General features: G+C 41.7%; 16 protein-coding genes and 1 pseudogene. 4 read left to right on the top strand and 13 right to left on the bottom strand.

Annotation, left to right across the window (positions count from 1 at the left end; translation table 11 throughout):
* Nucleotides 1-5: 5 nt before the first annotated feature.
* Nucleotides 6-581, bottom strand: coding sequence for a leucyl/phenylalanyl-tRNA--protein transferase (gene aat / locus ACFFAP_RS14460; protein ID WP_375511850.1), 576 nt, complete (start codon nucleotides 579-581; stop codon nucleotides 6-8).
* Between the two features lie 108 nt (nucleotides 582-689).
* On the opposite strand from aat, the gene ACFFAP_RS14455 reads away from it, so the two are divergent.
* Nucleotides 690-1,019: a hypothetical protein gene (locus ACFFAP_RS14455; RefSeq protein ID WP_012410384.1), complete on the top strand. Its 330-nt coding sequence runs from the start codon at nucleotides 690-692 to the stop codon at nucleotides 1,017-1,019.
* Between the two features lie 85 nt (nucleotides 1,020-1,104).
* Here the strand turns inward: ACFFAP_RS14455 and rpsN are convergent, their stop codons facing one another.
* The 5 genes from rpsN to ACFFAP_RS14430 all read right to left on the bottom strand — a co-directional run bounded on the left by rpsN (nucleotide 1,105) and on the right by ACFFAP_RS14430 (nucleotide 5,513).
* Nucleotides 1,105-1,407, bottom strand: coding sequence for a 30S ribosomal protein S14 (rpsN, locus tag ACFFAP_RS14450; RefSeq protein WP_375511849.1), 303 nt, complete (start codon nucleotides 1,405-1,407; stop codon nucleotides 1,105-1,107).
* A 77-nt stretch (nucleotides 1,408-1,484) separates the two neighbouring features.
* Nucleotides 1,485-2,204: an endonuclease III gene (gene nth / locus ACFFAP_RS14445; RefSeq protein ID WP_375511848.1), complete on the bottom strand. Its 720-nt coding sequence runs from the start codon at nucleotides 2,202-2,204 to the stop codon at nucleotides 1,485-1,487.
* Nucleotides 2,180-3,280: an RIP metalloprotease RseP gene (gene rseP / locus ACFFAP_RS14440; RefSeq protein WP_375511847.1), complete on the bottom strand. Its 1,101-nt coding sequence runs from the start codon at nucleotides 3,278-3,280 to the stop codon at nucleotides 2,180-2,182. Before rseP ends, nth begins: the two co-directional genes overlap by 25 nt.
* A 208-nt stretch (nucleotides 3,281-3,488) precedes the next feature.
* A complete protein-coding gene (gene serS / locus ACFFAP_RS14435; protein ID WP_375511846.1) occupies nucleotides 3,489-4,769 on the bottom strand; it encodes a serine--tRNA ligase in 1,281 nt (426 codons plus the stop codon).
* A gap of 165 nt (nucleotides 4,770-4,934) precedes the next feature.
* Nucleotides 4,935-5,513, bottom strand: coding sequence for a DUF3611 family protein (locus ACFFAP_RS14430; RefSeq protein WP_375511845.1), 579 nt, complete (start codon nucleotides 5,511-5,513; stop codon nucleotides 4,935-4,937).
* Nucleotides 5,514-6,331: 818 nt separating this feature from the next.
* On the opposite strand from ACFFAP_RS14430, the gene ACFFAP_RS14425 reads away from it, so the two are divergent.
* Both ACFFAP_RS14425 and ACFFAP_RS14420 read left to right on the top strand, forming a co-directional pair.
* The gene (locus ACFFAP_RS14425) at nucleotides 6,332-6,679 is read left to right on the top strand and encodes a PadR family transcriptional regulator (protein WP_100899707.1); all 348 of its coding nucleotides are present in this window, start codon (nucleotides 6,332-6,334) and stop codon (nucleotides 6,677-6,679) included.
* A 52-nt stretch (nucleotides 6,680-6,731) separates the two neighbouring features.
* A complete protein-coding gene (locus ACFFAP_RS14420; RefSeq protein WP_375511844.1) occupies nucleotides 6,732-7,262 on the top strand; it encodes a cofactor assembly of complex C subunit B in 531 nt (176 codons plus the stop codon).
* 448 nt (nucleotides 7,263-7,710) lie between these two features.
* Here the strand turns inward: ACFFAP_RS14420 and ACFFAP_RS14415 are convergent, their stop codons facing one another.
* Nucleotides 7,711-8,028 carry a DUF3155 domain-containing protein gene (locus ACFFAP_RS14415; protein ID WP_041566316.1) on the bottom strand — a complete coding sequence of 106 codons (318 nt, stop codon included), beginning with the start codon at nucleotides 8,026-8,028 and terminating at the stop codon, nucleotides 7,711-7,713.
* Nucleotides 8,029-8,313: 285 nt separating this feature from the next.
* On the opposite strand from ACFFAP_RS14415, the gene ACFFAP_RS14410 reads away from it, so the two are divergent.
* Entirely contained in the window at nucleotides 8,314-9,666 is a 1,353-nt protein-coding gene (locus ACFFAP_RS14410; protein ID WP_375511843.1) for an ATP-binding protein, read from the top strand.
* 129 nt (nucleotides 9,667-9,795) lie between these two features.
* Here ACFFAP_RS14410 and ACFFAP_RS14405 read toward each other — a convergent pair whose 3' ends face one another.
* The 6 genes and pseudogenes from ACFFAP_RS14405 to psb34 all read right to left on the bottom strand — a co-directional run bounded on the left by ACFFAP_RS14405 (nucleotide 9,796) and on the right by psb34 (nucleotide 19,557).
* Nucleotides 9,796-11,037, bottom strand: coding sequence for an S-layer homology domain-containing protein (locus tag ACFFAP_RS14405; protein ID WP_375511842.1), 1,242 nt, complete (start codon nucleotides 11,035-11,037; stop codon nucleotides 9,796-9,798).
* Nucleotides 11,038-11,437: 400 nt separating this feature from the next.
* A pseudogene (locus ACFFAP_RS14400) lies at nucleotides 11,438-12,109 on the bottom strand (S-layer homology domain-containing protein); the annotation flags it as partial.
* Between the two features lie 1,664 nt (nucleotides 12,110-13,773).
* Nucleotides 13,774-14,493 (bottom strand): conjugal transfer protein TrbI, encoded by a 720-nt coding sequence (locus tag ACFFAP_RS14395; RefSeq protein WP_375511841.1) that lies wholly within the window; start codon nucleotides 14,491-14,493, stop codon nucleotides 13,774-13,776.
* 1,168 nt (nucleotides 14,494-15,661) lie between these two features.
* Nucleotides 15,662-16,411 (bottom strand): choice-of-anchor K domain-containing protein, encoded by a 750-nt coding sequence (locus tag ACFFAP_RS14390; protein WP_375511840.1) that lies wholly within the window; start codon nucleotides 16,409-16,411, stop codon nucleotides 15,662-15,664.
* 497 nt (nucleotides 16,412-16,908) lie between these two features.
* Nucleotides 16,909-19,119 (bottom strand): tetratricopeptide repeat protein, encoded by a 2,211-nt coding sequence (locus ACFFAP_RS14385; protein ID WP_375511860.1) that lies wholly within the window; start codon nucleotides 19,117-19,119, stop codon nucleotides 16,909-16,911.
* 258 nt (nucleotides 19,120-19,377) lie between these two features.
* On the bottom strand, nucleotides 19,378-19,557 hold the full coding sequence (psb34, locus tag ACFFAP_RS14380) for a photosystem II assembly protein Psb34 (protein WP_375511839.1): 180 nt from the start codon (nucleotides 19,555-19,557) through the stop codon (nucleotides 19,378-19,380).
* Nucleotides 19,558-19,663 lie beyond the last annotated feature (106 nt).

Raw genomic sequence — 19,663 nt, 5'->3', positions numbered from 1 at the left:
CGGAACTATACCAAAAAACAATGACATTGCAACGCTTGCTTAAGTAAAATTTGATATTCTTCATGCTCAACCCGATAAGCCCCAAACCTCTCCAAATGAGGATTCATCATTTGGGCATCAAAAAACACAAATTTCCTCTGACGCAATCTTTCCACCAACTTTACCATCGCTACCTTCGAACCTTCAGGAATCCGGTAAAACATCGACTCTCCAATGAAAGCCCCACCAATAACAATTCCTAAAATTCCCCCAGCTAATTCGTCACCCTGCCAAGTTTCAAAACTAAAAGCATAACCACTCTGGTAAAGTAGCCAGTAAATCTTTTGTAATTCCGGTGAAATCCAAGTTGTCTCTCTGTCAGCACACCCAGCCACCACAGCTTGAAAGTCCCGATTAATAGCCACACTAAAACGCTCTTGATTCAAGACACGCTGCAAAGACTTAGGGTAGCGAAACCGTTCATCCAAAGGAATAAAAGTCCGATCGCGACTTCCGTACCAACTCAGGCGATCGCGCTCATCAGCCATGAGAAAATAGCCTTGTGCATAACCCTCAACAATAGCCGCGATATCATATTGCATAAATAAATATAAAAAAAACACTCTTAGAAACGCAATTTGATCCTATCAATCATTCTCTGCGTTCCTCTGCGCTTCCCTCCGCGTCCCTCTGCATTTAAAATAAAAAAGATGACTCAACCAATTCCACCCATTACCCTACCACCGCCTGAAAATCCGTTGCTCGAAGGTGAATGGTTACGAGAACGTTTACAACGGTGGCTAGATACAGAATTTATCCCCGAAGCAGTCAACCAAAACATTGCCCAACGAGCCGCACAGATTTTTGTGCGTCAACGGATGGAAGGAGAAAACGACCTTGGTTCTCTGGTAATTGCCATTGTCACAGAGATGCAGTCGTATGATTTTTCCAATAGCTTCTATGGAGAGTTTGCGATCGCCAACGCTGTCAGCGATCTACTCTTAGAAAGTCTGGGAATTGATAAATGTTGTGGTCAATAATAGTTAGGAGTTAGAAGTTAGGAGTTAGGAGTTAGGTTTGTCTCAATTAATAACTCATCACTCATAACTCATCACTCATAACTTTTTACCAGCTAGCCTTAACAACTCCAGGCAAAAGACCTTCATGCGCCCATTCTCGCAGCACGTTCCGAGACAGTCCAAAATCGCGGTAAACACCTCTAGAACGACCAGTCAACCAGCAACGGTTGCGGTGGCGGGTGGGCGCACTATTCCGGGGTAGCTGTTGAATCTTCCGGTGGATTTCCAGCTTATCCAGAGGAGATGCTGCACTTCTGAACTCTTCCAAAAGAGTTTCCCGCTTGTCAGCATACTTTTCTATCAACCTGGTGCGCTTTTTCTCGCGCTCAATCAAGCTCTTTTTTGCCATATATTCTCTAACATTATTTAAAGACACCGTTTTCCATTCTACAGTCTCTCCATCAATTCTGGGGTTACTTGTGTCGCTTACCCTACAACCACTGGCTTATTCGCAGCAGGACATAAATCAGCAAGTTCACAAGCAATACAGACGGGAGAGCGTGCTTTACAAATAGCACGACCGTGATAAATCAGCCGAATTGACCAATTTTCCCAATCAGGCTGAGGCAATAAACCCATTAAATCTTGCTCAATCCGAACGGGGTCTTTTGCTTGAGTTAAACCCAAACGTTCACTGAGGCGCTTAACGTGAGTATCTACTGTCACACCAGCATTAATGCCATAAGCATGACCCAAGACTACATTTGCTGTCTTGCGCGCCACACCTGGAAGCTTTAATAATTGCTCCATTTGGTTAGGCACAACAGAGTTAAACTCAGTAACAATCATCCGACAGGCAGCTTGAATGTTCTTGGCTTTATTGCGATAAAACCCTGTTGAACGCACCAAGGTTTCTAATTCTACCAAGTCAGCGATCACTAAACTCTCAGCATCAGGAAACCGAGCAAATAAAGCTGGCGTTACTTTATTCACCCGCTCATCAGTACACTGTGCAGAAAGAATTGTTGCCACCAACAATTGTACTGGCGTTGAGTAATTTAAAGAGCAGGTAGCATCTGGATAAAGACGCTTCAGACGAGCTAAAATTTCTAGCGATCGCTTCCTTAAAGGTAAAAGTTTCTTTTCCCTACTCCCCACTCCCGACTTTCCACTCTCTATTTTCACTGGAACAATTTTTGTACCCATTCCAATTGGCTAGTTAATTGGGTGGTTTCTTTGACGATCAGAAAAATTCCTAACCCTAAGAGTAACACCAAACCTGTTTGCATTACGCCTTCTTGAATCCGGGCGGGTACAGGCTTACCGCGTAAACCTTCAATCAGCAGAAAAGCGAGTTGTCCGCCATCCAAAGCTGGTAAAGGCAAAATATTGATAATAGCCAAGTTAATGCTGATAATTGCCGCAAAAGACAACAAGTTTACGGTATTGTCCTCAGCTAATTTTGCACCGATTTTGACAATATTAACTGGGCCAGAAACTTGTCCAGCAGTTTGTTGAAAGTTGGTAATTAACTGCCCAAAACCGCTAAGTGTACCAACAAATAATTGTTGAAACCTGTTAGCAGCAATGCCGAAAATTTCAAAAGGACTATTAGGACGGCGATAAACTGCTGTAGCATTTGGACTGAGTGCCACACCAACTACACCTTTGCCATCGGCTCCTAGTTTTGGTGTTAAATTCAGGGTTTGTTGTTGATTTTGACGCAGAATTTTCAGTTCGATTTGCTGATTGGGATGAGTTTTAATTTCTTTTGTCAGCAAAGGAGTTGATTTATCAGAAGCCGGGAGTTCTTGACCGTTAACAGCCAGAATAATATCTCCTTCCCGAATTCCTGCTTGGTAGGCAACAGATTCTTGATTAATAGGCTGTACAACGACACCAGCTTGATAGTTTAATTCCTTGGGAATGCCGACAATACCCAATTGCAGAGCCAACACCAAGTAGGCAAATATTAAATTGGCGATTACTCCGGCACTGATAACTATCGCCCGGTCTAAAACTGGACGGTTACGCAGCAGATTTGGGTCATTGGGTGGAATATCGCTATCGGGGTCATCATCGGGAAAGCCCACAAAGCCGCCCAAGGGAAAGGCGCGGACAGCATATTCGGTTTGTGAACCTTGATACTTCAAAAGAACTGGGCCAAAACCCAAAGAAAAGCGGTTAACGAGAATGCCTTGAGAACGGGCTGCAACAAAATGTCCCAACTCGTGTACCAAGATCAAAACAGCCAAGACTGCGATCGCTGCTAAAACTGACATAGAGTAAATTAGTGAAAATATTAAGCTATAGTTACTTCCATTCTAATTGGGCATTGGACATGGGGCACTTGTACTCAGCGTTCGCGAGTGCGTCTCCAAGAGTTGCCGTAAAGCCTGCGGCATAGCTACGCTTAGGGCGCAGCCTAAGAAGAGAAGTATGGGGCATTGGTAAAAGACAAATGACTAATGACTAATGACTAATGACTAATTACAATACTTCCCGCCCCAAGTAAGGTTGCAGGACTTCTGGTATCCTCACTGTCCCATCAGGTTGTTGATAATTCTCCAAAATTGCTGCCATCGTCCGTCCCACAGCCAAACCCGAACCGTTGAGAGTATGTACGAACTGAGTACCTTTCTTCCCCGCCTCTTTGAAACGAATATCAGCCCGTCGTGCCTGGAAATCTATAGTATTGGAACAACTAGAAATCTCGCGGTATTTGCCAGAAGAGGGTAACCAAACCTCTAAATCATAAGTTTTGCTAGAGGCAAATCCCAAATCCCCAGTACTTAAATTTACTACTCGGTAAGGCAACCGCAACGCCTGTAAAATTGCTTCTGCATTCCCTACCAATTTTTCCAATTCATCAAAAGACGTACTCGGTTCGACAAATTTCACCATTTCCACCTTGTTGAACTGATGCAGGCGAATTAATCCCCGCATATCGCGCCCATAGCTACCAGCTTCCCGGCGAAAACAGGGAGTAAAAGCACAGTGGTAAATAGGTAAGTCTTCAGCAGCGAGAATTTCACCCCGATAAAGATTTGTAACGGGAACTTCAGCTGTAGGAATTAGCCACAAATCGTCATCAGCGCATTTAAAGCTTTCTTCAGCAAACTTGGGTAACTGACCGGTCGCCGTCAATGACTCGGTATTAACTAACAGTGGCGGACTGACTTCCACATACCCAGCTTGAGTATGAAGAGTCAGCATAAATTGAATTAATGCCCTCTCCAATGCTGCACCAGCGCCTATCAAAGTCACAAAGCGACTTTGGGCAACTTTCACAGCTCGTTCAACATTGAGAATACCCAGTTTTTCGCCAATTTCCCAGTGAGGCAGAATATTCCGATTTTGGAGAATGTATTCATCACCCCAACGGCGCACTTCTACATTATCTTCTTCATTTTTACCAAGGGGTGTAGAGTCGCTTGGTAAGTTGGGAAGTGCCAACACAAGTTGGGCAATTTCAGCTTTGAGTTCTTTTTCTTGGGGCTCCAGTTGGCTTAACGTAGCTTTGACAGAGTTCCCTTCATCCCGCAAAGCTTGAATTTCTGGGTCTTGAGGATTGATCCCAGATTTAATCTTTTGCCCGACAATTTTACCGATTTCGTTGCTACGAGCTTGGAGTTGACTGCGCGTTCCCTCAAGTTCCCGTTGTTGCCGATCTAACTGTAATATCGGTTCAATGTCGTATTTACCACTACGACTATTCAATCGTTCTTGAACTAATTGCGGATTTTCCCGTATTTGCTTGATATCCAGCACAGATTTTTCTCAGTTTTTAGCCTATTATCTTCCTGCCAACACATCAGCATATACTGATTTTGGCTTGCTATCAGCAGAAAAGCAAACATAAAAATTTGGCCTTGCCAATCTTACCAGGGCTAGAAAAATTTAAAATCCAAAATTTGGTATTACTCCTCTGATTTTCTAAGCACGGTTAATGCGATTGAGCAACCAAAGTGATGCCACAAGCCCTGCAAAATGCGCTGAGACCGTGTTGGTGTTTGCCTGTACCACAAGCATATCTAGACCGCTAATAATTCGGGTGGGGTCAAAAAATTGCGTAGTTATGGCTTGGGGAGATATGGATCTTCCTACCAGCGTCCCAACGATCGCTTGTGCCCCCAGAAGAGTCACCAGCGTTCCCCCTAAATTCACCCACACTCCTAAGCGTAATACTTGCACAGTGTCGCTTTTCCGAGGGCGGTTGCTGGGATTGGAGGATTCCAATTGCTTGCCAATTCTAGTGTAACGGTAAGCTAAATAAATCCCCCCACCCAAAACAACCAGTCCACAAACTGCTAAAAATACGCCAAAGCCAGTCCCAGGATTATTACTAGGACTGCCAGTTCTTTGATTAAAGAAGGCGAACAGCAGCACAATTATGCTAGAAACAACGCCAAGTACTAGCTGAATCCAGAAGCTAATCCAACCTGTAAGGCGAAAAGTTTGGGCAATTGCCCGGAGAGTTGAGGAAGATGATGGAGCATCGGGAGTTTGTGACATACTGATCACCAATGTGCTGGGCGCTTGATTAAGGGACACGGGGAAACGGGGAAACGACAGAGACACGGAGAGTTCTTTACCCTCGTCATAGCGTTTCCCCGTCTTCTTTCTGACTTTTTACGGTATCTGGAAAACCTTACTTCTATTTCTCTCTCCTTCTAGGCGAGAGACTTTGAATTTTCCCCCTTCCCGCGTCGGAAAGGGGGTTAGGGGGTTAGGTTAATCGTTCGCTTTTCCATATAACCTGAATTGTCAGGTCTTCTTTCCCCCCGCCTTTGGGTCTTCTTTGATAAATTTACTATCACACTTGCCATAACAGACAAAAGATTCTCTTGTTGAGAAAATCAGTAATGGTTACTGCTTAAGTGTTTTCACTGGCGTAGCAGCTTTAACCCAGACATATCCCTTAGCGTAAGCTTTCAGAATTCGCATTGGGAAAATCACTGTAAAACAAAGTGTTTATTAACTTTTACAGACAAAATAGCATTTTACCTGTAAAATTTCTTCGATGGCATTTTATTGCTTAAGCAGTTTTAACTAGCTCGGCATCACTTAACACCAAGATAGTGACTTTGCCAGTGTCTGTTCGCTCCTCACTACCCGTATCGAGATCGAGTAGGGATACACTATTTTGTGCCCCTAAAACTCGCAAACTCGTCCCACAAATTCACAGGCGTGGATAATTATTTCGTATTTACGCTTTGGAAATCTAGTCTAAGTAGTTTTATGTTTTATTATTTACTTAATTGTAGCAGTATATACTTACTACAAGGATTGTAGACCCTACCCTAAGGCATTTTTTTAGCCATTCACTAACCATGAAACTTGAGGATATATATCAATTCTTTGAGAATCCTCCGCCAACTTACCTTTGTCAGGAAGTAGCAGTTTGTTACATACTGTCTGTTTTGTTACAAGGTGAATCCTACGGAACCGAGTTGATTGAGCAATTAGAAACTGAATATCCAACCTATAGACTTTCGGATACCGTACTTTATAGTGCAATCAAATTTCTGGAAGATGAAAGGGCAATCACTGGATATTGGAAGAAACTCGAAGGACGAGGACGCCCCAGGCGAATGTACCAAGTTTCTCCAGAATGGCAAGTTCAAGCGCAGGATTTAGCTTTTCAATGGCTTGACTACATCAATAGGAGGACAAAGTAACGAATAATTGATAATGAATAAGTCTCCTCCAGTCAAACAGTAACAATTAGTTATGGATACTGCTATTCTGCCATCTACGTTCCTGCTAACCTTGTTGTTATCGGTTGGGCTGTTTTTCTTTATTCGTGCCTCGACTAAAGACCGCATAGAAACAGCGCAACTGGTATCTGAGCAAGACGAAGCTGCTTTAATGTCTCAATTAAAAGAGTATTTTCGTACGCGGTCTTACCGAGTGGCAGGGATAGACCAAGAACAAAACAAAGTGACTTTTGAAGGTAATGTTCGCCCCAGTTGGTTCTTAGCTATATTTTTAACTCTGCTGGCAGCGACTGGTATTGTTTGTCTATCACTAGTGGTGTACCTGCTTTTTCCTAACCTCAGTACCTTTGTTCTGGCTATGGTACTGCTGTCGCCTTTAAGTGGTCTATTTTATTGGAAAAAATCTGGAAGACTTGAGAAGGTGTCGCTCAAAGTAGAAACAACTCAGAGCGGACAAACCTCCTCAAGTAAAATCACTGTAGTTGCCCATCGAGATGAACTCAGCGAGTTACAGAGGACTCTACAGCTTAAGGCTGGTGAATAATTGTTGGTTTTTATGACCATTTCTTAACTATGATATGCAGACTTCTGATCTGACCTACTCTTTAGGCAATGGAAAGTAGGAAGGAGGAAATCAAGACTTCTGCTTTGTCAATTTTCCCCACGACTTGTGTCGTGGGGAAAATTTAAATTCATTAACTTAAATTTGTTGACAGAGCTTGGTTAACAATTTACGGCATAAGAGCGCAACTTCACTAGCGCTTTTGGAGGCGGTTGGCTCTATACCCACTCCCTTCTGTACCATGACACTAGTATCACTCCATGCAATCTAGCGTGGTTTGACACAAGTTGATTTTTTAACTACCTGGACTAGCCTTAAAAAGCAAATCAGCTCCAAACTAAAAAAAATTAAATTCTGCATAAACTTAGCAACTTTGCCAGTTAATAATAGTCAGGAGCCACATTCAATGCGTAAGATGACCGTTTATGGTTCACCGACTAGCTAAAGCGAGAGGTTCTTGACCTGGCGAAGGTTCTAACACCCTCAAGCTAGGAAACAAGAAATGGTTTTCCTCTACGTATTGAGCACCAAAGAGTCCCTTTTCTGCCCAGAAATAACGGTCTGTGGTGTGTTCATTTCGCTTTACAAGTAGCAACGCCGGTGGCAAAATCCCTTCAGCTTGAATGAATCTTCTCGCTGCTGTCACCGGTTTTTCTTCGCCACTTTCGATGCTATATTGAGGCACATGTTCCAAAATCCGCCGTCCTTCCTGACGACGACGACTTTTCCTTTTGCGTCTCCTTGCCAATCTATTGTCCTCCTCTTTCAAGCTATAGATTGTAGTGATAGCTACAAAATCAGTCGCAATTATATAGGTTCTAGTTCAAAATATCAATAGTTTTTCACCTTTTAATATAAGAAAGTTAATATCTTTGGAGATAGGGAAAACAAAATTACCATTCGGATATAATCCCTTGGTACAAACCATCACTAAGAAGATTTTAGTTAAGCTTTATTAAATGGATGAGGTAAAAACTAAGTATCCTCTTTTAATCATGCCTCAAAATCTGTAATCTTGAGCAAAAGCTAAAAAATGTTAATGTCTGCCAGTTCCGATTTTCTTGCTCTATGTCGAGAGCAAATAGCGCTGCTAACCCAAGGGCTGGGAGCAACTTTAAGTATTGTGTACCTGACACAAGAATTGGTAGAGACTCCTTCGGGTGAGGCCAAACTGATTCCTGTGGTAATTTACCCGGAAACAGCATTATTACCACCAGGGGAAGAGACTGCTGAAGCGACAGTACACAAGCAACTTCAAGTTGAAAATGTGTTTAGATTACCCAATCATCAGAGAAGGTTATTGACAGCAGGATCAGAATCTCCAACCTCGTCACCGGAGTCTGAGATACCAGATGCGTCTCAACCCCATCTAAAAGAGGAATATTTATTTAGTGGCAACCAAATTGTTTTACCTCTGGTTTATGAGGGTGTGATGATGGGGTTACTAGTGACGGGTAGGGAAGACCGGGCATGGAATGAACATGAGGAAAGTCAGATTCAACGGATAGCCCAAACACTGGCGATCGCTTGTATTTTAGATCAACGGCGAGCATGGTTTGAGCAGCAGTTGCATGAGCAACAAATTCTCCAAGAAAAACAGCGGGATTTGCTGGATAACCTGTTGCATCAGTTTCGTAACCCTTTAACGGCATTGCGGACTTTTGGTAAACTGCTATTGAAAAGGCTCAGGCCAGGAGATGCCAACCGAAATGTGGCAACTAGTATTGTGCGGGAAAGCGATCGCCTCCAAGAATTGCTGCAACAATTTGATCAAGTAATTGACTTAACAGAGGCAGATTTAGCACCACTACATCTCCCCAAAGAAGTATTTGTAGAAGCAACTATCCAAAAAGACGCTAAACCGCCGTTATTATTGCCGGGAACGGGAGATAAAGCAGTTGACTGCTCGTTAGCAGATATATTAGAACCATTATTAATATCAGCCAAAGCGATCGCACAAGAGCGAAAGCTAAAACTAATAACTGAAATTCAACAGAATTCACCCCTAGTACGTGCCAACGTCAAAGCATTACCAGAGGTGTTAACTAACATTATTGATAATGCTTTGAAATACACTCCCACTGGTGGCAAAATTTTGATTCAGGCGGGGCCAGAAAAGGCTAATTTTCAGGGAATTGTCATTAGTGACAACGGGCCTGGCATTCCCCCCCAGGATTTAGAACATCTTGGAGAACGGCATTATCGAGGTGTACAAGCGCAAACAGAAATCCCCGGTACTGGTTTGGGGTTAGCGATCGCTAAACAATTAATAGAGCAAATGCAGGGTGAAATCGAGGTTTTCAGCCCTGCAATCAACTCTAAGGTAACTTCACCCGATGCGCCGGGGACTACATTTATTATTTGGTTACCAGAAGTTGGAAGTTAGTTAGGAATTAGGAGTTTAAAGTTAGGAATTTGGAGTTTGGAGTTTTCAATTAAACACAGGCTTCAATTTATAACTCCTCATTCATAACTTCTCACTCATAACTTCTCACTCATAACTTATCATTCATAACTATTTGAGCGAGACTAGTAAATTTTGATTGATGGTCATTTGTAAATCGGTATCTGGGTCAATGGCGATTAAGTCAACACTATTTTTACCGAAGAACAGACCAACCAACGCACCGATACCAGCACCACCCAAGACTTCTTCTGTGGCAATGGCGCGATCGCCTGTGACAGCAGATACCGCAGTTGCTGCACCTGCGCCCAATACAGTATTCTTGATAATTGAACCAATACTAGTACCCTTCTTGACAGTTTCAGTTTTGGTAATCACGTCTGAAGTAGCGTTAAGCTGATACTCCTGACCATTGGTCAAAACCAGTTTCTCGGCAACGAATTGAGAACCACCTGTAGCAGGTTTGAGTTGACCAATAACCTGACTACCAGCAGGAATCACTACAGATCCGTCTTGCGTAACCACGTTTTGGGATACTGTCAATGTCAAAGGCGCTGTTTCATCCTTTGTAACCAGAATTTTTTCTGCCTTGTCATACTTCACAGGGATAGCAGTCCCTTGGGGAATTGTCACAGCTACAGGTGTGGGGGTAGTAGACCCGACAGCCACAACATAAGGCGAGTTAATTGCTGAGGCTTGATTAGAACTAACCAACGCTTGGTAAATAAAAGCTGCTACCTGGGCGCGAGTGGCAATTGCAGTTGGATTCAGGAACTTCACATTAGGATAGTTCACCACAATTTGCTTCTCTGTTGCTGCTGCGATCGGGCTACGGGCATAGCTAGCGATGTTAGAAGCATCGTTAAAGTATTGCAGAGTGCTTTCGGTATTACCGATAGGACTATATTCTAGACCGTTGGCGAGGGAAACTAAAACCTGCTGGCGGGGAATAGCTTGGTTAGGCTCAAAACGATTTCCAGGATAACCAGATAAGAAACCAATGGTATAGGCTTGCCCAATGGCACTGGATGCCCAATAGTTGCTGGGCACATCAGCAAAATTGATTGCCTGCCGTTGCGCTGGTTTTTGGAAAGCTTTATTGACCATAGCGGCAAATTGAGCGCGTGTCACCGCTTCTTCAGGGCGAAAAGTACCATCAGGAAATCCGGCAATTACACCTCGCGCTGACAATTCTTGAATAAATTGTGCTGCCCAATAGCTAGATGAAACATCAGAAAAAGTAGTTTGAGCAAAAGATGGTGAAGCTGTAATGAAAGGCCCTACAGTACCGACTGTGACGCTTAAAGCCATGAGTGCAGCTGTTCCAGATTGCAAACGATTTAAAGTAAACATTAATTTTTAACTCCGCTACAATTATTTTTTTTACTGTTAATTAATTAGACATTTAGTAAAGTATCAAGTTCCCAATTATTTATGCTTTTTGTAAAAAGCATTACTTCCGACATATAGGAAACTAAGCTATTTAAAATTAAAAACACCTGCTAACAGAGCTAGCAAGAGATAACAGTTTAATCAGCCCATTACCGATTAACGCTATTAAATAAGTATTTTAAAAAATATGAATATTGAGTGAGACGATATAGAGATAGAATAGTTGCTGAAAAATAGATTTCTTAGGGTTAAAAATGAAGGCGATCGCACACTATAGTTAAAGTGGCGATCGCCTATCAGGAGTGATAAAAGTCACGACTTGAATTGAGTTATGATATATGGCGAGTTAATTGCCGGGGTTTGACACGACGTATGGCGAGTTAATTGCTGGGGCTTGATTAGAACTAACCAGTGCTTGGTAGATAAAAGCTGCTACCTGGGCGCGAGTAGCATTTGCGGTTGGATTCAGGGACTTCACATTCGGATAGTTCACCACAATTTGCTTCTCTGTTGCTGCTGCGATCGGGCTACGGGCATAGTTAGCGATCTTAGACGCATCGTTGAAATACCTCAGAGTGCTTTCGTTATTGCCACCAGAAGTATATCCCAGACCGTTGGCGAGGGAAACCAAAACCTGCTGGCGGGGAATAACCTGGTTAGGCTGAAAGCGATTACCAGGATATCCTGCTAAGAAACCAATGCTATAGGCTTGCCCAATGGCACTGGATGCCCAGTAGTTGCTAGGCACATCAGAAAAAGCGATCGCCTGCCGTTGCTGTGATTTTCGGAAAGCTTTATCGACCATAGCGGCAAATTGAGCGCGTGTCACAGGTTCTTCAGGGCGGAAGCTACCATCAGGAAATCCGGCAATTACACCTCGCCCTGACAATTGTTGAATAAATTGTGCCGCCCAATAGTTAGATGAAACATCAGAAAAAGCAGTAGTTTGAGCCGAAGATGAAGCAGTAGTTTGAGCTAAAGATGTCGAGGAGCATCCAGCTTGGATGGGTTTGCTTTGCAAAGTATAAGTCATTGGCTCACAAACTAAACTTGCCGACTTAGACTCTACATTACTCCGGGTTGACGGATTTTGTTTATCTAGCTTTGATTTCCAATCGCTAGATATTCTTTCTACAGTGGGATGCTTACTTAAAAACTCTGAGTCTGCAACAACATCATTAGATCCCTTAACAGTTATCTTAGAACTATTGAGGTAGATATTATAGTCATAAATAACGTTTTGATTTCCGATATTACTGTTAATAACCTTGCCCGTAGATGCATAAAGAATGTTCCTTAAAATTTTGACATCAGATGACTTAGTGGCAAAGATTTGCCCCTCGTTAAGTTCTGGACTCTGATTATTTAAAACAGCAGTATTATTTACAATATCAATATGGTCGCTTAAAAATGCATGAATACCGGAACCACCATTATTAAATGTAAGATTGTTTTGAACTAAAGTACGTCCTGTATATGCACTCAATTTTAAGTTATTCTGATTGTTTCTTAAACTATCGATAATGATGCCATTACCGTCTGTGATCTTTCCGACTGCAATCCAAGGGATGTACATACGATTGTTGTAGGTCTTGTTGTTGGTAACGAACATCTTGTATCCCCGCTTATTGTCAGAATTCCAATTGTTCAACATTGAAATGCCACTGTTACCATAAACGCTATACCAAGCATTATTGAACACCACGTTATTATCTATTGTCACATAGTCGGATTGCGCCGTTGCAATGCCTCCTCCTCCACAATCGTGTACCTTATTATTGACAATACGTAGATGGTGACTACGACCATTTTTTCCTGCATTTACGCTGATGCAGTTTCCATTTGTCAGTGGGTTTCGTGTGTTATTCTTCTGACTTATCGCATAATCAAGGGTGATATTGGCATTGTTCCCTATGACCTCCAGCCCGTTGATCTCAATATATGAAGCTCCATTTGAAATCAGGATACCATTCCATCCATTGTGCTGAATTTTTGGCAAATGCCCGGGATATGCTTTATACCTAATCCATGCATTTGCTCTTCCAGAGCGAATAATAGATACTACGTTCCCATTTGGGCTTGCATTCTTGTACACTCCATTCATAATGAATACAGTGTCCCCAGGATTAGTCAAGTTTGCTGCCTTTTGAATTGTTCTAAAGGCGGATGAAGTAGAGAGTCCGTTATTTCCGTCGTTTCCACTACCACTAACATAGTATGTTTTCGGTTTTGAATTCGCGCTAATTAGCTCGGGGCTGGATAGGCTCATTTCCTTGTTAGTGGATACTTGATGGACGTTTTGAACTAAAAATTCTTTTATCCTTTCTTCCTGAGTTAAAAGACTTAATACTACGGGAATTGCAAGACATACGCCTATACCGAAACCTTGAATTTCCACAAGTAAAAGCTCCTTTATTGCCACTTTGCCACTATTTAATAAAAATATCAGGATATTACGTAATTTTGAATACTCTTTTGGATAGAGAAGGAAATAGAGCCGATTTTTCTAGCTCTTTACATAGCGCAATTAAATAAGGATTCTAATAAATATTGATACTGATTAAGACGATATAGAGGTAGAATGGTTGCTGTTAAATAGAATTTTTACTATTAAAAATTAAGGCGATCGCACAGTATATTTAAAGTTGCGATCGCCTATTAGGGGTGATTAAAGTCACGACTGGAATTGAGTTAAATCTAGTAGCGAGATACTGGTACTAAATTCAAGTTAGAATTCAGTGTGAGCCTCAAGTCTTGTGCGGGTCTAAGAACAAAGGCATTTGCTTGTTTTTTCCTCAACAGCACACTTGCTCCCGCACCCGCAGCCCCACCGATAACAGGTTTTAAATCGTCAATTCTGCGGTTACCAGTAACTAGTGAACCTAAAAGACCAGCACCCGCACCGATAGCTGCATCAGTTAAAACCTGACTGGTGTTGGGCCCCTGTGAAACTCTTTGAGTTGTGGTATATGTCCGAGAACTTGCATTAATCGACTGACGTTGACCATTAGAAAATTCTAATTCTTGAGCTACAAACCGCACGCCTTTTCCTTGATTATCATCTGTATCTCTTGAATAACTATCTAGGTCAACAGCTTCTAGTCGTCCATTTACTTTAGTACCGGCGGGAATCAAGACATTTCTATTCCTGTCGATAATGTCATTTGCTATTCTCAAGGTTAGAGATTTAGTTTCTCCAGGAGCAATAGTAATTGTCTCTTTATCGTAGGTAACAGGTAAAGCAACCCCAGAAGGAATGGTAACGTTTCCGTTTCCATATTGCCCAGTTCTGTATGGCCCAATTCTGTATTGTGCATTAGCAGGAGTTAAAGTTAACAGTGGGGCAGTTACGCTTGCAGTAACGGTTATTGCCATAAGCGCAGCAGTTCCAGATTTCCATTGATGTAGACGAGTCATAAGTGGTTAAACCTTTGTGTATGTTATGTATCTAATGACGTGGATTCACTGAGTTTGTTTCTGAAATTTATAAAACCTGTTTCTAGGCGCATTCCGAATATGAAGGTGCTTATATAACGTGGAGTTAGTGTTACAGCTACGCCTATGGGAAATATCGCTCCTTAAACATTTGTATCTTGCTAATGTGCGCCACTAAATAGATGGTGAGATACTCTCAACATGACGCAAAATTGTTCTAATTGTTTCCAAAATTGTTTCATTGTTTACGTCCACATATCTACACCACTGAATAGAGGCGAATGGGCTGACTGCGAACTCTTACTTCTATTGTAGATTTAATTTGCTAAAACTTGGGAAAGGTTTTCGCTTTCTTTGTCAGTCAGGAGCAAAGCTGGGGACACCCCGCCTCTGGTCAGAAGACCTCAGCACGAGTTTCACTCGTCCCTTGCACGTCTTATAAGTAGCTAGGCGTAATTAAACATAAGCTCAAACCTTACCCTCAATCCCTCTCTTTAGTAAGGGACTTCCAACAAATAAATTATCCAATCTTGTGGGGTGGACATCTTGTCCGCTCTTGGCTACGAGCGCTCGTGTCACCAACCTCACAAGAAGTAGTTGAGTATTTTTTTATTTGTCAGTCCCTAAGGAACGCGGATTTAATAAAGTACAAAACCTCACCCCCAACCCCTCTTTGTGAGTTCAAAGAGGGGAGACTTTGACTTTCGTCAAAGGCGGGGTGAGGTTAAAAACCATATTTGGATGTTATTTAATTCACATTCCTAAGAGTAGTAAAATATTTATTCCGAGCAACTGCCTACCCTACGGGAACGGGCAAGAAACAGGCATGGGGTCAATCTAAAATCTCAAATTCTTTTGTTAAGTAGTAAAGGTTATTGAGAATAAATTTGGATGCGATCGCAGCAATTCTTGTGCTGGGTTAAAATTTATCAATTATGGAATATGGGTATATAGCAGTTCTCAATTGCATAAAATACAGGAGCCAGTTGTGTGGGCGTCTTAAGAGAGTTGAGCAAACTGGCGTATCGTCGCTAGGGTTTCTCGCAGCTATGAGAACCGCTATAAACCTCGTATTGGAGCCGAAAAATTCTCTAGTGTATATTACATCCTCAAGCGGGAACAGGAGCAGATGTTTTAAGAGCTTTATCTCTTAGTATTTCTTCTCCAGCAATTTTTTACTAGATATCAGGTACATCCCTAGCAGCAATAGACCCGCCACTGTTGCAGGTTCAGGTATGGTTTTGATTTTGGCATAAATAGCTGTTTTAGTTGTGGCTCCTTCAAAAGCCTTAATACTTATCTGGCCAACGTCTGGATTAAAACCTGTTAGTTCAAGCGTGTATTTATTGCCTTCAAAGGTAAAAGTGGCATTACTCAAGTTTTCGTCTATAGATACAAAGTCTGCATTCTCTTCTTCAGAATTTTTTGCGTCATTAGGTGTATTTACTAGATGCAACTTGAAGTCAAAAACTTGGCTGATTCCAACGGGAGCGCTGAAGGATACATTGAGATTTAAAGGTACATCTTCAACGCTTGTACCTTTAACTACCGTTCCATTAAAGTAACTTAAATCAGCTATTTTGAATACAGAGTTAATGTCAGTTGAAAACGAATTTCCAGTCAAGGTAAGTTGATTTGAGCCTGTTATTGTACACCCACTAGGAGGATTTGGAGTTGGTGGACACACATTAGCATCACCCCAAGTAAATGTGTTGTTTCCCACACCTGTGTATATGGGATTGGGATTGGTATCGGTGCTTCCTGGATTAGGTTCTCCCCATGTACCAGTAGAGATCCCAGAAAAAGTTAGAGCATCTGCTTGGTCAGAGAAACCAAGTGCTGTGGTCGCACCCACAAAAAAACTACATATAGCAGTCGCAAAAACCAAACTTAGTTTCATAACTTAAGTATCCAAATCTCATTCTGGAGCTTTGTTAACTATGTCTCCAGTCTACCTTAGTAAATTTACGGAAAACACGCCAATACTTTATTGGATTTTTATATGATAAAATATTATTGAAAATTTAATTTTATTAATTTAAGATTATGAATTGTCAAAATATTTTACCAATTTTTAATTAGTAAAACAGTAATTGTGATAGTTACCTTACTTGGTTCTCTGATTAATTGTCAAGTCAATATAATGTTACTCTTTTTAACACTCCCCGCGCTATTGGGACGAATGTGATTCGTTGGTCGAATTCAAGGATAACCAACCGCAAGGGATAAAAAAGCGTGTAATTCCAACCGAAGTTTAACAACTTGAATAAGAGGCAGGGGAGCAGGGAGTAGGAAAGACAAGGTGACAAAAGGTGAGAACTTGCAACAAGTCTTTCCCCTTGTCCCCAATTCTCCTTGTCTTCTTGTCCTCTTTTTCAAGGGTTTTCGGTATATGCTTTATAGCTTTGACAAAATCTCTGGCAACAGCTGACTAGGAACTTTAGATAAAGCAAAATTTTGTCCCTGTATGCCTAATTCATTATGAAAAGCACGAATAGTTTTCACTATATAAGTAAAGGTTGTTTGATAAGTCTCTGGCTGTTTACTTAATCCGTTTAAGGCTTGCAAATGGTTGTCTAATGATACTTCTAGGTGTTGAGAACGTGTTGCTTTGTCACCATTAAACGACTTATCTATTACTAGCTGATAATGTGCCAGTCCCAGGTTATTATAAGAGGCAAGTAAATCAAAACTTAAAGGAGTACCGCTAAGTGAGTGAGCCAAGGCTATGGCCTCTTCGTAAGCGCTGATACATAGTTGCAGATACTTTTGCCGTGCCTCTTTAGTTGTTTGAGATAGGTTTGCTAAATGCCAGTAGGCAGTACCTAGATTATTTTGTGTAGCGGCGCAGGCACTGGGAACATTCGCTGGAGTGCGATACTTGAGAGCTTCGCTGTAGACATCTATAGCTAGCTGGAGATTTTGGGCAGGTTGTTCGTATTGTGCCAGATTCCAACAGGCGGTGCCGATGTTGTTTTGAATCATGCCATACTTGAGCGGTTCCTGTTCGGGGTTATAGTGTAAAAGTGCTTCGTTGTAAGCTGCGATCGCTTTCTTTAAATGCACAATCGGTTGGTTGTATTGCCCTAGATGCCAGTAAGCAGTACCCAAATTGTTCTGGCAAGCCGCATACTTTAATGAGTCCATATCGGCTGTACGGTAGCTAAGTGCTTCGTTGTAAGCTAAAATTGCTTGCTGCCAATTTTCAGATGGGTGAGAAAAACGAGCTAAATCACCATAAGCCGTCCCCAAATTATTTTGCACACGAGCGTAAGTTTCTAAATGTGTCTGGGGTGAGATCATCTTTAACGCCAACTGATAAAATTCTATTGCCTGCTCTATATAAGTTTGTCCCTCCTCAGAATTGGGCGGTGTACGGTATAGCATCCAGTAGAGTGTACCCAAATCATTCAAGATATCTGGGAGTTGTAATGAAGTTTCGTTGTAGCTAATTGCCTCCTGATAGGCAATAATTGCCACCATCAGATTTTCTAGGGTTGACTCTCCTTGCTCAATGCGAAGGCGGTATAAAGTGCCCAAGCGATGATAAGCTTCTGCAAGTACCTCCCCTGGAACTTGCTTTTGGTGTAATTCTTCAATCTCCAACAAAATCTGCTGCGGTTGTAAGTAATCCTCTGTATTTTGAGCAATATTTGTATTTATTGTTGCTATTATTAGCTCTGTTAACTCGCTACTAATATGAGATAAAGACGACAGTGATTGATTATTACTCCCACTACCAGACCTATTAGTAGATTCCTGCTGTTGTGGCGCAGCCTTCAATAAATCTGCTGTTGATGGCGATTCCTGGGTTTTATGTACGCTATTCCCTTGTGTTTCTGCCGGAAAATCGGAATTATTCTTCAACTTTAACTCGGTATCTGCGGTTCTGAGTTCTGTTTGGGTAACTGATTCATCTACAATCGACTGCTCAATATAGCCTAAATCCAAGCTTCTGGGATTAGAAAAACGTTCTGGATAACCTGAATTCTGAGTCGCTGGTGTAGGTTCTCCGGCAAACACAAATACGCCAGTCCGACAACGCCAAAACTGTGGCGCTGATTGCTTGATAGCAGATAACCAAGGACGCGGTATCCACAACAGCAAGTTAGATTCAAGGAATCGGCTAGATTCTTGTACAGAGAAATATTGTTCACTTAAGCGCAGATGGTGCAAAAATAACCGTTGTGTAGCGACTGTTTGCTTGGTGAGATGCTCGACGCCGACAATCTGAAATGCTGGTACTGGAAAAGGTCTTCCAGGGGTATCTTTTGATGCCCCAACAATTGGCGGTGGATAGTTTGCCAACCATTGATTTATTTGAAGTATGGGATTGGGATCGTTTAAATTCAAACGTAAAGTCACTAGTCGCGGATAAGCTGGAGTGCTATTTTCCTGGGCATTTGATGGCTGAGATAGCACTTGTCCAATAGGATAAGCCAATGTAGAATGCAAACGACCCGCTACTTGATTTCTTAAGTGTAAATCATCACATACTGCTAAAAAAAGTTGTCGTCGTAGGCCAAGACTCAGGGCAAGTTTCAGGCGGTGGTATACTTGCCGATTCCAACTAGAATTATCATTGTGTACAGTATCATTCACGCTCATGGCGGCTAAAGAGCCAAAACACACTACATATCACCTTTCTGGGCGCATTCAAGTGGGCTAATCTTATAATAAAAATAATTTTCTAAACTAAAAGTTGTGCTGTTGTAGATAAATCGAGCTTTTCAAGTATTCTAGAATATAATAGTATATAATTATACTTTAATTTTTTATTCAATTTTAACAAAAAATAAAAAAGCAGGCCCCTCTTGAAATCGGAACCTGAAAAACTATAAAGATGAAATTTTATATGATTTTTGCTCAACTGCTCTGAGAAACAAAGAAGGCGACTGTAATCAAGCTGCCAACCAAAGCTGTAGCGGCAATTCCTAGAAAGATATAAGTTCGCTTTTGCCCTTCTGTGGCAGGTTCTGCTTGATAAATCTTTGGTTCCCGGGCAAAATTATTCAGAAGACCGCCTTCTTCGTTTGTATAAGGCATGAATTAATTCCTTTTATCTTTATTGTTCATTTAATGTTACATAAATGCTAGATCCGCTCTGAAACTGCTAGACAAATCGTTACATTGGGGATTGGGGATTGGGGAT

The sequence above is a fragment of the uncultured Nostoc sp. genome, from assembly GCF_964245575.1.
Taxonomy (GTDB): domain Bacteria; phylum Cyanobacteriota; class Cyanobacteriia; order Cyanobacteriales; family Nostocaceae; genus Nostoc.
The sequence above is the reverse complement of the archived record's forward strand: the minus strand, read 5'-3'. Positions and strand labels throughout refer to the sequence as shown.

Bases quoted from the DNA above. Each gene is read 5' to 3' on its own strand.
- ACFFAP_RS14390 (WP_375511840.1), bottom strand. From the start codon at position 16,411: ATGAAACTAAGTTTGGTTTTTGCGACTGCTATATGTAGTTTTTTTGTG.
- ACFFAP_RS14405 (WP_375511842.1), bottom strand. From the start codon at position 11,037: ATGTTTACTTTAAATCGTTTGCAATCTGGAACAGCTGCACTCATGGCT.
- ACFFAP_RS14395 (WP_375511841.1), bottom strand. From the start codon at position 14,493: ATGACTCGTCTACATCAATGGAAATCTGGAACTGCTGCGCTTATGGCA.
- ACFFAP_RS14410 (WP_375511843.1), top strand. From the start codon at position 8,314: ATGTTAATGTCTGCCAGTTCCGATTTTCTTGCTCTATGTCGAGAGCAA.
- ACFFAP_RS14420 (WP_375511844.1), top strand. From the start codon at position 6,732: ATGGATACTGCTATTCTGCCATCTACGTTCCTGCTAACCTTGTTGTTA.
- ACFFAP_RS14385 (WP_375511860.1), bottom strand. From the start codon at position 19,119: ATGAGCGTGAATGATACTGTACACAATGATAATTCTAGTTGGAATCGG.
- aat (WP_375511850.1), bottom strand. From the start codon at position 581: ATGCAATATGATATCGCGGCTATTGTTGAGGGTTATGCACAAGGCTAT.
- ACFFAP_RS14455 (WP_012410384.1), top strand. From the start codon at position 690: ATGACTCAACCAATTCCACCCATTACCCTACCACCGCCTGAAAATCCG.
- rseP (WP_375511847.1), bottom strand. From the start codon at position 3,280: ATGTCAGTTTTAGCAGCGATCGCAGTCTTGGCTGTTTTGATCTTGGTA.
- ACFFAP_RS14430 (WP_375511845.1), bottom strand. From the start codon at position 5,513: ATGTCACAAACTCCCGATGCTCCATCATCTTCCTCAACTCTCCGGGCA.
- ACFFAP_RS14425 (WP_100899707.1), top strand. From the start codon at position 6,332: ATGAAACTTGAGGATATATATCAATTCTTTGAGAATCCTCCGCCAACT.
- psb34 (WP_375511839.1), bottom strand. From the start codon at position 19,557: ATGCCTTATACAAACGAAGAAGGCGGTCTTCTGAATAATTTTGCCCGG.
- rpsN (WP_375511849.1), bottom strand. From the start codon at position 1,407: ATGGCAAAAAAGAGCTTGATTGAGCGCGAGAAAAAGCGCACCAGGTTG.
- nth (WP_375511848.1), bottom strand. From the start codon at position 2,204: ATGGGTACAAAAATTGTTCCAGTGAAAATAGAGAGTGGAAAGTCGGGA.